11 protein-coding genes are annotated in these 12,435 nt (G+C 59.0%); 7 read left to right on the top strand and 4 right to left on the bottom strand.

Annotation, left to right across the window (positions count from 1 at the left end; genetic code table 11):
• Positions 1 to 379 precede the first annotated feature (379 nt).
• From HUV30_RS02685 to HUV30_RS02675, 3 genes are all read right to left on the bottom strand, one after another.
• Positions 380 to 1,741, bottom strand: a complete 1,362-nt coding sequence (locus HUV30_RS02685) for a sigma-54-dependent transcriptional regulator (RefSeq protein WP_174403843.1) — start codon at positions 1,739 to 1,741, stop codon at positions 380 to 382.
• A gap of 267 nt (positions 1,742 to 2,008) precedes the next feature.
• Entirely contained in the window at positions 2,009 to 2,566 is a 558-nt protein-coding gene (locus HUV30_RS02680; RefSeq protein ID WP_174403841.1) for a MerR family transcriptional regulator, read from the bottom strand.
• 66 nt (positions 2,567 to 2,632) lie between these two features.
• Positions 2,633 to 3,142 carry an SRPBCC family protein gene (locus HUV30_RS02675; protein ID WP_174403840.1) on the bottom strand — a complete coding sequence of 170 codons (510 nt, stop codon included), beginning with the start codon at positions 3,140 to 3,142 and terminating at the stop codon, positions 2,633 to 2,635.
• Between the two features lie 263 nt (positions 3,143 to 3,405).
• Between HUV30_RS02675 and HUV30_RS02670 the strand changes: the two genes are divergently transcribed.
• The 6 genes from HUV30_RS02670 (at position 3,406) to HUV30_RS02645 (ending at position 9,564) form a co-directional block, all read left to right on the top strand.
• Positions 3,406 to 4,644, top strand: coding sequence for a molybdopterin molybdotransferase MoeA (locus HUV30_RS02670; protein WP_174403839.1), 1,239 nt, complete (start codon positions 3,406 to 3,408; stop codon positions 4,642 to 4,644).
• 34 nt (positions 4,645 to 4,678) lie between these two features.
• Positions 4,679 to 5,452 carry a TIGR00282 family metallophosphoesterase gene (locus tag HUV30_RS02665; RefSeq protein ID WP_174403838.1) on the top strand — a complete coding sequence of 258 codons (774 nt, stop codon included), beginning with the start codon at positions 4,679 to 4,681 and terminating at the stop codon, positions 5,450 to 5,452.
• Between the two features lie 79 nt (positions 5,453 to 5,531).
• A complete protein-coding gene (gene tyrS / locus HUV30_RS02660; protein WP_174403837.1) occupies positions 5,532 to 6,725 on the top strand; it encodes a tyrosine--tRNA ligase in 1,194 nt (397 codons plus the stop codon).
• A gap of 74 nt (positions 6,726 to 6,799) precedes the next feature.
• A complete protein-coding gene (locus HUV30_RS02655) occupies positions 6,800 to 7,705 on the top strand; it encodes a glycosyltransferase (RefSeq protein WP_174403836.1) in 906 nt (301 codons plus the stop codon).
• 122 nt (positions 7,706 to 7,827) lie between these two features.
• Positions 7,828 to 8,946: a glycosyltransferase family 4 protein gene (locus tag HUV30_RS02650; RefSeq protein ID WP_174403835.1), complete on the top strand. Its 1,119-nt coding sequence runs from the start codon at positions 7,828 to 7,830 to the stop codon at positions 8,944 to 8,946.
• A gap of 147 nt (positions 8,947 to 9,093) precedes the next feature.
• Positions 9,094 to 9,564, top strand: coding sequence for a DinB family protein (locus HUV30_RS02645; RefSeq protein ID WP_174403834.1), 471 nt, complete (start codon positions 9,094 to 9,096; stop codon positions 9,562 to 9,564).
• A 221-nt stretch (positions 9,565 to 9,785) separates the two neighbouring features.
• Here the strand turns inward: HUV30_RS02645 and HUV30_RS02640 are convergent, their stop codons facing one another.
• Positions 9,786 to 11,261, bottom strand: coding sequence for a YhjD/YihY/BrkB family envelope integrity protein (locus HUV30_RS02640; RefSeq protein WP_174403833.1), 1,476 nt, complete (start codon positions 11,259 to 11,261; stop codon positions 9,786 to 9,788).
• A gap of 67 nt (positions 11,262 to 11,328) precedes the next feature.
• On the opposite strand from HUV30_RS02640, the gene HUV30_RS02635 reads away from it, so the two are divergent.
• The gene (locus HUV30_RS02635) at positions 11,329 to 12,420 is read left to right on the top strand and encodes a lytic murein transglycosylase (RefSeq protein WP_174403832.1); all 1,092 of its coding nucleotides are present in this window, start codon (positions 11,329 to 11,331) and stop codon (positions 12,418 to 12,420) included.
• Positions 12,421 to 12,435: the final 15 nt, after the last annotated feature.

Genomic DNA, 12,435 nt, shown 5'->3' with positions numbered 1-12,435 from the left:
GGGTGTGTTGCACATTGCAACGACGTGATAACGAATTTCATTTGCACAAGCTGATTTTATTGGTTTTTTTAGTTTTATTGCAGAATGCAACATGTTGCATTCTGCAATGTGCCGGGATTGCCTGTGAGCAACTATCTGATTTTATGCGTGAAAAATGGGCAGAATGCTGCGGCTGAAACCATGTTTCAGGATGGATAGCAAAAACGGACGTTAAAAATGGGTAACAAAAAGGCCGACAAGGAGAGTGATAGCGAGAGCATTAAGGAGAGTGGCAACAAGAGTATTAAGGAGAGCAATTGGCGCGGGCCAGGGAATGTGCCAGGGATTGTGCCGGAGAATCTGAGGGCGGAGAATACCCGCAGAGCGGTAAAAAGGCGGCTTAGTCCGCCTCTATACCGTAGCGTTGCAGCTTGCGCCAGAGCGTGGCGCGGTCGATGCCGAGTATCTTGGCGGCCTGTCCCTTGCTGTGCTGCACGTGCTCAAGCACTTTGAGGATGTGGCGGCGTTCAACCTCGGTGAGGGGCAGAAGGCCCTCGTCGGTCTGCACGTCATGGTGTGTCATGGCGGCGGCCTTGTGAAATTCCTGCGGCAGGTGGCGTGCCTCGATGGTGGAGCCGTCGCAGAGCACCACGGCGCGCTCGATGAGGTTTTCCAGCTCGCGCACGTTGCCGGGGAAGGGGTGGGCCATGAGAATGCCGAGCACTTCATCGTCCATGCCGGTCACATCCTTCTTGAAGGAGTTGGCAAATTTTTCGATGAAATAGTGGCAGAACAGGGGAATATCGTCCACGCGTTCGCGCAGGGCGGGCAGTTTGAGCGTGAAGACGTTCAGCCGGTAGAAAAGGTCCTGACGGAAGCGGCCGCGTTCCACCTCTTTTTCAATGTCGCGGTGGGTGGCGGCCATGAGGCGCACATCCACGGGAATTTCTTCAGTGCCGCCCACGCGGACCACCGTGCGTTCCTGCAGCACGCGCAAGAGCTGCACCTGCATGCCAAGCGGCATTTCGCCTATTTCGTCCAGTAGCAGCGTGCCCTGATGCGTTGCCTCGAACACGCCTGCCTTGGTGCGCTGTGCACCGGTGTAGGCTCCCTGTTCATGGCCGAACAGTTCGTTGGCAAGCAGTTCCGCGTTAAAGGCTCCGGTGTTCACCGCCAGAAAGCGTTTGTCGGAACGCAGGCTCAGGCGGTGCACCATCTTGGCCACCATCTCTTTGCCGGTTCCGGTTTCGCCCTGAATGAGCACGGTACAGTCCAGCGGCGCAACGCGGGCAATTTCCCGCTTGAGAGCCTGCATCTTGGCGCTTTTGCCAATGAGCATGGGCATGGCCTGCTGGCCGCGGATCATGTGCCGCAGCTCCATCAGCTCCTGCTGCAACTGGCTTTTTTCAAATGCCTTCTGGATGACAATGACGAGATCGGAAGGATTTTCAGGCAGCGGCAGATAGTTGTAGGCACCCATTTGCATGGCACGCACCGCTGCATCAACCGTGGCCGTGCGCGAGACGAGCACCACTTCCGTTTCCGGCGTGTTGCCCTTGATCACCTTGAGCAGGGTCTGCTTGTGGGCGTGATGTTCCTCAAGGGCGGCGACCACAACGGAAAAATCCATCTGCGCGAGGGTGGCGCGGGTCTCGTCGTGGTTCTTCACGTGCGTGACCTGCAGGCCTGCCTCCCGCAGCACGGCGGGTAATCCGGAAAGTGAGTCGTTATCCTTGTCGACGACGAGAACGTCACCGCGCATGAGAGTGTCCTTTGAGGAAGTTCATCCCATTAACCTACGGGGATGCGCGGGGGGCTGTCAATCATGACGGGCGGTCGGGAAGGTGGCGCGAGTATTCCGTATCGCTTGAGGCAGGGACGCACGGTGCGGAAAATGGAGCTTAAGCGCGAGTTGCAGGGTGGAAAAAGAACGGGGAGCAGGGGAGGTCTTCTCCTGCTCCCCGTGGATTGGGCTCTACATTGTTTGTGGTTTAATGCGGTACGGTGCTGTCTGTACGGAACAGCCGTTTTATCGTTGCGGGGCTGCGGCCCATGCGCGGATAAGGCCGATTTCGGACTGGGGAATGCCCAGCACCTTCAGGAACCGCGCATGCTGCTCCGGTGCGGTGCGTTCAAAATCCGCATGCCAGCGGCGCATGTCATCTTCGCTGAATCCGGCATCGGAAAGCAGCGAGGTCCACAGCTCGCGTGTGATGGGTGTTGCTTCGGGCAGGGAATCAAGCCCGAGCAGGCCGGTGATGATGGTGCGCTGGTTGCGCAGGGCCACCATTTCGCGGTGCAGTTCCTCTAACCTTTCTTCGAGAATGGCGTTCAGCGGAGTGGTTTCGCCTGTGTCATTACTCCGGTCTGCGGGTTCCGCATCCAGTGCGCGGGCGATGGCCGCTAAGCTGAGACCCGCATCGCGGAACATGCATATGCGTTGCAGGCGTTCGGCATCCCCCTCTGAATAGTGGCGGTATTCCCCGTGCGTGTGGGATGAGGGACGCAGCAACCCGATCTTGTCGTAATAGAGCAGGGTGCTGCGCGAAAGGCCGAACCGTCTGGCAAGTCTGCCGACCGTATACATGCGGAATCCTCCGTTACGCAGAATCATCTTGCTGCAGGCAGTTACTGGCAAGCGCTGAACAGGCGTTTAACTGGCTCCGGCGAGGCGCTCACGCACGTCGTCAGCGGAAAGCCGCCGCCCCGTGATGCAATAATGATCGAGCATTATTTCCAGCGAGGCAACGAGGGTGGTAAACTCCGCCTGCGTTGCAGCCCTGACCATGTCGTTGCCCTCCGGCGTAAGGCCGGTGAGCTGCTGCTTCCATGTCATCCGCGTGCCACGGATATCTGGTTCAAGCGTTATGGTGTAGAGAATGGTCCTGTGCCCGTTGTTGCGGACAAAGGCCACTTCCCTGTCCGGCTCATGCCGGCAGACGACCCACGTGTCCGTAATCTCGTCACCGCCTGCGTCATTCTTGAAAGCGGTCTGAAAGACGCAGCCCGGTTCTGCATAGCCCGAACGGGTATATACCATTGTGCACTGCCATTGTTCAATCCAGTCGTATTCACGCACGGGGCAGAGCAGGGGAAACACGGTTTCCGGCGCTGCATCCACATGCATGGTTGCCGCAAGATCCTTTCGTTCATTGGTGGTCATACGCACCTCCTGCTTACTCCCTACAGTGTGAAGTTATAGACAGGTCAACGCTGTGTGCAAAAAAACAGCAGGAGTGCGAAACCGCAAGGCAGAACAGACGGCTTGATTAATTGCGTGTGATGTCGCAAGTATGGAAAAAGTGATTTGCAACGTTTCCGCCGGAACGGTCCGGCTTTTTTTATAGCGCACGAATCCTTCTGTCCGGTTCACGGCCAGCGTATGTTGGTCATCGCGGCGGCAGGGAAGCCCGAAGAGTGGTTTGCATGAAGAACGGTTTTTTCAATGTGCTGAGCGTGACCGCGTTTGTCGATGTGCTGCGGACCTTCTCTCCCCTGACGGAAGAAACGGTGTCCGGCATGGCGGCGGATGGCCGCGTGCTGGCGCAGGATGTGGTTTCCGGTGAAGACCTGCCTGCCGCGCCGCGTTCCTGCATGGACGGCTACGCGCTGCGTGCGCAGGATGTTTTCGGCGCTTCCGAAATGAACCCCGCCTATCTGGAAAGTGTGGGCGCGGTGCCCATAGAGAAGCCTGCGGAATTTTCGCTGCGGCCCGGAGAGTGTGCTTCCATCGTGACCGGGGGCATTCTGCCGGAAGGGGCCGATGCCGTGATGATGATCGAGCACACAGAGGAGCTGGGCGCAGGCACTGTGGAAATGCGCAAGTCCCTTGCCCCCGCCGACAACGTGATGCTCAAGGGGGAAGATGCCGGAGCGGGCAAGGTGGCCCTTGCAGCCGGAACCCTGCTGCGCCCGCAGGAAATTGGCCTGCTGGCGGCCCTTGGTATTGCGGATGTTGCCGTGCATGCCCGGCCCCGTGTGGGCATTCTTTCCACCGGAGACGAGCTTGTGCCGGTGGCGCAGACCCCGCAGGTGGGGCAGGTGCGCGATGTGAACAGCTCAACCCTTGCACGCAGCGTGGCGCGAGCAGGTGGTCTGCCCACGCAGTACGGCCTTGTGAAGGATGATCTTGCCAGCCTTGAATCCGCGTTGCGCACGGCGCTGGACGCCAACGACGCCGTCTTTCTTTCCGGCGGCAGTTCCGTGGGCACACGCGATCTCACCGTGGCTGCCATTGAACGCATAGAAGGCATGGAACTCGTGAACCACGGGGTGGCCATCAGCCCAGGCAAACCGCTCATTCTGGCTCGCTGCGGCAATAAGGCCGTGTGGGGGCTGCCCGGTCAGGTGGCCTCTGCGCAGGTGGTCATGTTCGTGCTGGGCATGCCGTTTCTGCGGCACCTTGCCGGTTGGCGTAATCCGTTCGATCAGTCCCTGTGGCCCGCCCGCCGTGCTGTGCTGACGCGCAACGTGGCTTCCAAGCCGGGGCGCGAAGATTATGTGCGCGTGCGGCTTGATGCCGTGGACGGCAGCGTGCGCGCCACCCCCGTGACAGGCAAATCCGGCCTGCTCAAGACGCTGATTTTGTCGCAGGGGGTCATACGCATTCCCTCCGACAGCGAAGGCGTGTATGAAGGGGCGGAGGTTGATGTGCTTCTTTTCTGAGAAGCGGGTTTGAGACAGGAATTCTGGAGAACGCATGCGGATTCTTTTTTTCGGTGACGTGATGGGCAAGCCCGGCAGGGTGGTGCTGAAACGCAAACTGCCTGAGCTGCGTGAGCGGCTTGGCGCGGATATGGTCATTGCCAACGGCGAGAACGCTTCCGGCGGCGTGGGCCTGACCACGGACGTGCTGCGCGAGCTTCTGGGCATGGGGGTGGACGTTGTTACCACCGGCAACCATATCTGGAAGCACCGCGAAATGTATTCGGGACTGGAAAGGGAGCAGCGCGTGGTGCGCCCCGCCAATTATCCCGCAGGCGCGCCGGGCAGGGGCATGACGGTTGTGGAGCTTGCGTCCGGACACCGTGTGGCTGTGCTCAATCTGCAGGGCCGCACGTTCATGGACGATGTGGATTGCCCCTTCCATGTGGCGGACGCACTGCTCAAGACGCTGCCGGACGATGTATGCATCCGGTTCATCGATTTTCATGCAGAGGCCACCAGCGAGAAAAAAGCGCTGGGCTGGTATCTGGACGGACGCATAAGCGCCCTGGTCGGCACGCACACCCATGTGCAGACCGCCGACCCCATGATTCTGCCGGAAGGAACCGGCTATCTTACCGACGCGGGCATGTGCGGGGTGGAAGCCTCGTGCCTTGGCATGGACAAGGACGTGATCGTCACCCGTTTCCTGACCAAGCTGCCCCAGAGGTTCATTCTTGCAAAGGGCGATGTCACCGTGAACGGTGTGCTCGTGGAGGTCGACCCCGCAACGGGCAAGGCCGTGCACATCGAGCTTGTGCGCGAATAGCGCGGGCCTTGCGGCATTGACATAACCCCCATTCTCTGCAAGACCCTCTTACACATTTCATATATCGAAAGAGAGTGTCATGGATATTGATAAGCAGCTAGAGATCATCCAGCGCGGCTGCGCTGAACTGATCAACGTTGAGGAACTTCGCAAGAAGCTGCAGCGCGGTAAGCCGCTGCGTGTGAAGATGGGCTTTGACCCCACCGCGCCCGACCTGCACCTCGGGCACTGCGTCGCCATACACAAGCTCCGCCATTTTCAGGAGCTTGGTCATACCGTCATCTTTCTGATCGGCGACTTCACCGGCATGATCGGCGACCCTTCTGGTCGCTCTGAAACGCGTCCGCCCCTGACCCGCGAAGACGTTCTGCGTAACGCGGAAACCTACAAGGAGCAGGTGTTCAAGATTCTCGATCCCGAAAAGACCGAGGTACGCTTCAACTCCGAGTGGATGGACAAGTTCGATGCAGCCGATTTCATCCGTCTGGCTTCCCGCTATACCGTGGCACGCATGCTCGAGCGCGATGATTTTGAAAAGCGCTACAAGAGCAACACCCCCATTTCCGTTCACGAATTCCTGTATCCCCTGATTCAGGGCTACGACTCCGTTGCGCTGAAGGCCGACATCGAACTCGGCGGCACCGACCAGAAGTTCAACCTGCTCATGGGCCGCCACCTGCAGTCGCAGGAAGGGCAGGAATCGCAGTGCATCATGACCATGCCCATTCTGGAAGGTCTGGACGGCGTGAAGAAGATGTCCAAGTCCTACGGCAACTACATCGGCGTGAACGACGAACCTGCCGACATGTTCGGCAAGGTCATGTCCATTTCCGACGAGCTGATGTGGCGTTACTACGAGCTGGTTTCCCGCAAGTCTCTTGAGGAAATCGCCGAGCTGAAGAAGGGCGTGGAAAGCGGTGCTCTGCATCCCAAGGCCGCCAAGGAAGAACTGGCCATGGATATCGTGGGCCAGTACCACGGCGACGACAAAGGCGAAGAAGCGCGTCAGGGCTTCAACGCCGTGTTTGCCAAGGGCGGTATTCCGGATGACATCGAAACCTTCTCCTGCGAGCAGGGCGAAGCATCCGCTCCGGCTGCCTTCCTTGCCGATGCCGGACTCAGCAAGTCCCGCGGTGAAGCGCGTCGCCTGATCAAGCAGGGCGCATTCAGCGTGGACGGCGAAAAGAACGAAGACGCGGAAGCCCCGCTTGCCAAGGGTGAATACATCATCAAGCTCGGCAAGAAGAGGTTCCTGAAACTTCTGGTGCAATAGGCACCGAATTCCTGTATACAAGGCCGCGTTACAGCGGCCTTTTTCTATGAATGCGACAAAAAGCGATGAACGACATGAATCAACCCAAACTTACCGTACTGATGTCGGTGAAGAACGGCGAGCCGTTCGTGCGGGAGACCGTGCAGTCCGTATTGTCCCAGACATATGCGGACTTCCGTTTCCTGATCATCGACAACGCCTCCAAGGATACTACGCGTGCCATAATTGAGGGATTTGGCGATCCGCGTATTGAACTTGTGGCGCTTCCCGAGGATATGGGCCAGACGGGTGCACTGAATCTCGGGCTCGCGCGTGCGGAGTCCGAATATGTAGCCCGGCTGGATGCCGACGATGTGTGCATGCCCGAGCGTCTGGCGCGGCAGGTGGCCTTTCTGGACGCCAACCCCCAGATTGCACTGGTAGGCACGCAGGCCCGGTTCATTGACCGTAACGGTGCCCTGCTGGGGCACGTGACCGAGTTCCCCGAAGGACACGGTGATATTGTGGGCTACATGCCCATAACAAACCCCATCGTGCATCCTTCCGTCATGTTCCGTCTTGCGGCGGTGCGCGACGTGGGCGGCTATGACGGCAGCATTTCCTATGCGCAGGATCTTGCGCTGTGGATAGCGCTGGCGGAGAAATACCGCCTTGCCAACCTGCCGGATGCCCTTCTCAAACTGCGCGTGCATCCGGGACAGGAAACGCGCAATGTCTCGCTCGGTGTCCGCAGACTGCGGGACAACCTGCAGCTTTCGCTGCGCATCTACGATCTGCGCACGGCAGATGCGGATACCCGCGCCCTTGCCATGCTGCGCCATCACTATATGCATTTTCTGCTTGGTGAACGGCGCGAGGCACTCGTCGGTCTGGGGCGTACCCTGCTGACGCAGCCGCACAGGGTGCTTTTCAACCGCAGGCTGTTTTCGGCCCTGCGGTATGCGCTTATCAAGGCGATACGCATACGCCGTCTGAAGTAGACAAAACAACGGGGCATGCCGGAAACGGTATGCCCCGCATTAGCATGGACTTCGGCCGACGGTAGCGTCATACTGGCCGGAGTTTTTTCATACCCTTCAAGAGCCGCTGGTCCGGAGGACATGTGCGCATTCTCGTGCTGGGCAGCTATGCCCCCTCTCTTGTGAATTTTCGCGGTCCGCTTCTGCGGGCCATGCTGGCTGCCGGGCATACTGTCATTGCCGCAGCCCCCGATCTTGATGCCGATACCGTGCGCACCCTGCATGACATGGGCGTGGAAACCGCACAGGTGCCGCTCAGCCGCAAGGGGCTCAATCCCGCAAGGGATATTGCCGCGCTGGCCGCGCTGGTGAAGACCATACGCGGCATTGCGCCGGACGTGATGCTCTCCTACACCATCAAGCCCGTGGTCTACGGCTCCATTGCGGCCCGCCTTGCGGGTGTGCCCCGCATCTACGCCATGGTCGAAGGGCTGGGCTATGCCTTCAACGGCAAGGGCTTCAAGCGTACCGTGCTGGCCGTCATCGCAGGCACATTGTATGCGGCGGGCATGAGCGTGTGCCGGTCCGTCTTCTTCCTCAACGAGGACAACAGAAATTTCTTCCGAAAGTACCGCATCATATCCGGTTCACGCCGGACCTGTCTGGTAAACGGCACCGGCATAGACCTTGATCATTATGCGCCCGCGCCGTTGCCGCAGGATCATGCGCAGGCCCCCGTGTTCCTGTGCATTGCCCGCCTGCTGCGTGAAAAAGGTGTGCGCGAGTTTGCAGAGGCTGCACGGCTCGTGAAGGAACAGTATCCCGCTGCCGTGTTCCGGCTGGTGGGGCCTTTTGACAGGGGCGTGGACTGCGTGAGCGAGGACGAAGTAGCTCCGTGGCGGGCGTGGATGGATATTCCCGGTCCGTCTTCGGACGTGCGGCCCGACATAGCAGGCTGCTCGGTGTATGTGCTGCCCTCGTACCACGAAGGTGTGCCGCGTACCACGCTGGAGGCCATGAGCATGCAGCGTGCCGTAGTAACCACCGATGCGGTGGGCTGCCGCGAGACGGTGCGCGAGGGCCGCAACGGCTATATGGTACCCGTGGGCGATGCAAAGGCGCTGGCAGAGGCCATGATGCGTTTCATCAGGCAGCCGGAACGCATTGCAGCCATGGGGCTTGAATCGCGCCGGTACGCCGAAGAACGTTTTGACGTGCACAAGGTGAACGAGGCCGTGCTGCGGGAGATGGATCTTCTGTAACGGCCGCTATCCGTGTCCTGTCAGGCTGGAGAGTGGCCGAATAGCGGCTGGGCAGAGGTTGGATAGTGGTTGGGGAGTGGCTGCGGAGGGAGGCTGTGCGTGCTCCGCAGGAACTGATGGGGTGTTTTGAACCGGTAGGAGGTTGTCATGATCAATATGGAGAGAGCCCGTTCCGTGGTTGCGGATTTTCAGACCCTGCTGGATGCAACCCCGCCGGAGGCAGCGCATGTCCGCCCTGAGGCAGAAGCCTGGACCCTTTCGGAAATCGTGGGGCATCTCATCGATTCGGCATCCAACAATCACCAGCGGTTCGTGCGGCTGCGTTTTGGCGACCTGAAGGGATTTCCCGCTTACGAGCCGGAGCCGTGGGTACAGGCGCAGCAGTATGACGGATGCGACTTTGCCATGCTCAAAACCCTGTGGAGCAGCTACAATGCGCTGCTGCTGCATCTGGCGGCCTGCACCCCGCAGCAGGCAAAGCCCAACGCATGGCACCGTGTTTCAGATTCCCTGACGCTGGAATTCATCGTGGCGGATTATTACGAGCACCTGCAACTGCATGTGGAGCACTATGCCCGCCGTCTTGCGGAAGTGCAGACCTTTCTGTCGCATGCCTGAGCGTGCAGTGTGCCACCGCAAATAGTAATGAGTGCATGAGAAAGGCCGCCCCGATGGGCGGCCTTTAGCTTGTTGAAAAGACTGTTGGGGTTATTTCGCCTCCGGCGGGCAGGGGGATAATCCCCCTGCACCCTGTGTAGGCGAGTAATTTTCTTTTTTGATTTGGGCTTCGGCTTAACGACATATATTAAGTGGAATGCCCAAGTTTTTCGTCAACATGGTCAGTATTGACGTTCTGTCTCGGAAGATTCGGTGTTTTTCGGGGGTGCTTCGTCACCGGTCGGCATGGCCTGTTCCGGCTGGGGTCTGTGCTTGTGCGCTGCAGCCGCGGCACCGAAATCGGCGGGCAACACGCGCTCACAATATTCCTTGAGCGTCATGTTGGCTTCGCTGCGGGCCGTATCATCATACATGGTCCTGAAGGTACGGTTGATGAAGCCGAAGCGCGCTGTCATGGGGCGCTTGCTGCTTGTGGTGCGGTGCGATGCCAGCGCGTAGATGATGTCGGTGAAGCGTATGTTTTCCGGTGGCGCACACAGGGCATAGGCAGGCTCGTCGGTGCTTGTCTGGGCCACCATGCCTTGCTTCTGCATTATGCCCATGACGTTCTGTACAAGGCGCACGGGAGCACGCAGCGATTCGGAAATATCGGCCAGCGGCACGGGGCCGCCGTGCTCGTAAAAACGGCGGGTGAGCAGCAGCATGGAAAGCGCTGCAAGCTTGTCGCGCTCTTCGCGGGTGGCCGTGTCCGAGCGTATTTCGTTTTCAAAGGTGCGCACGTTCTGCATGGCGAAGCTGAACTCCACCCCCAGCAGCACGATGACCCAGCTTATGTATACCCACACAAGGAAAAGCGGAACCTGCGCAAAGCCGCCGTATATGGCGTTGTATTTGGCCGCGCCCACCTGATAGGTGACATAGAGGTTTTCCACGAGCTTCCACAGCGTGGCCGCGATGACCGCACCGACAAGGCCTGAAGGAATGCGTACCTTGGTGTTGGGGATGAAGACATAAAGGAAGAGCAGCATCATCGCCACCATGAAGAGCGGAATGAACTTGAGGGCGGCGAGATAGGCGTAGCTGAGGGCACTGTAAGAGAGCAGTTTCTGCACCACGGAATCGCTCTGCAGCGATGCGCTTACACTGAATGCCACCCCGTAGACCAGCGGGCAGATGAGTGCCACGGAAAAGAAGTCCGTGAATTTGCGCCACATGGTGCGGCCCTGCGTGACCCCCCATATGGAGTTGAAGGCCTTTTCGATGGTGCCCATGACGGAACCGACCGTGAGCAACAGGGTGGCCATGCCTATGGACCCCAGCGTCCCCACATTGGTATTGTTCACGTAGGTGAGAATATGGTCCACGGTCTGCGTATTGCCTGCGGAAACATTGAGCAGCAGTGTGCGCAGCCCCTCGGAGTTCTGCAGGCCCATACCCTTGGATATGGAAAAGGCCACCGCGAGAAAGGGGACGATGGAGAGCACGGTGGTATAGGTAAGTGCGGATGCCCTGAGCAGGCACTGGTCCTTCATGAATCCGTGCACAACCAGATAGAGCCATTTGAGCAGACCGGCCAGACCACGCTGCCGTCTGTCCTGCGGGTCTATGTCCTGGAGCCAGATATCGCGGGTGACGAAGCTGACAATTTTTCCCGTCTGCTCCTTCAGTGAATTCTGTGTTTTTGTGGGTTGCGTCATCATTTTCCTGAACCGGTTGAAGGGTGGGGGGCTTGCCGCCTTCAGGCAAAACGCGATAGACTGCGCCATGACTGTGTACCAGATAATCACGAGATACGACAACCCTTGCCATCCGCTTCTTGCCGGATGCAGGAATATCGGAGGCCGCAGCGTCGCCCTGCTGCGCGCCATGACGTTGTTGCTTGCCCTTGGAACCCTCGGCGGGTGCGCGGCTTCTTCCTCGCATGCGCAGGAAGCCCACGCTGCCGTGCCTCCGAAAGAGGGCATGCAGACCATATCGGTAGAACCTCTTAACAGCACGGAACCTATGGAACCTGCGCTCGTCAGATATGATGAGGGCTGGAACCATCTGGTTGAAAAGCTTGTGGCGGACGGGTTTGACCGGACCTATGTGGAAAGCCTGTTCGGGCGGGTGGAGAATCCCTATTCCGCCGGTCCCATGGGGCATAAGATGCGCGCGCTTTTCACTACCAAGTTTGCCCCCCGCAAGCAGGAACCCAAAAAGACCAAAAAGGCGCCTGCTCCCGCCATCTATTCCGGCGTGCTGGTGCCTGAGAACATGCGCAGGGCCAGAACCTTTCTGGAAACACACAGCGAAAGCCTGCGGGCAATGGAAAAGCGCTTCGGCGTACCCAAGGAAATAGCCGTGGGGCTCATGCTGGTGGAAACCCGTCTGGGCAACTATCTCGGCAAGGAGCAGGCCTTCCGCAACCTTGCCTGCCTTGCGGCATCGGATACGCTGGAAAGCGTCCGCCCGCATCTTTCCGGCCTGCAGATAACCAGCGACCGGGCCAAGTGGCTTTCCAAGCGCATAGGGGACAAATCCACGTGGGCCTATGATGAGCTCAAGGCACTTATCACCTACTCCAGCCAGAGCGGGCTGGACCCTGTGACCATGCCCGGTTCCATTTACGGCGCTGTGGGTATCTGTCAGTTCATGCCATCCAATATTCTCCGTTTCGGTGTGGATGGCGACGGCGACGGCACGGTGAACCTGTTCCATGCATCCGATGCCATGCACAGCCTTGCCAACTATCTGAAATATCATGGATGGAAGCCCGGCCTGAGCAGGGAGAAGCAGAACAGGGTGTTGCGCCACTACAACAACAGCGCAACGTATGCCAACACCATTCTCGCCGTGGCCGATGCGTTGCGGTAATTGTCTGTGCTTCTG

It is taken from the genome of Desulfovibrio subterraneus (assembly GCF_013340285.1).
Classification (GTDB): domain Bacteria; phylum Desulfobacterota; class Desulfovibrionia; order Desulfovibrionales; family Desulfovibrionaceae; genus Halodesulfovibrio; species Halodesulfovibrio subterraneus.
The sequence above is the reverse complement of the archived record's forward strand: the minus strand, read 5'-3'. Positions and strand labels throughout refer to the sequence as shown.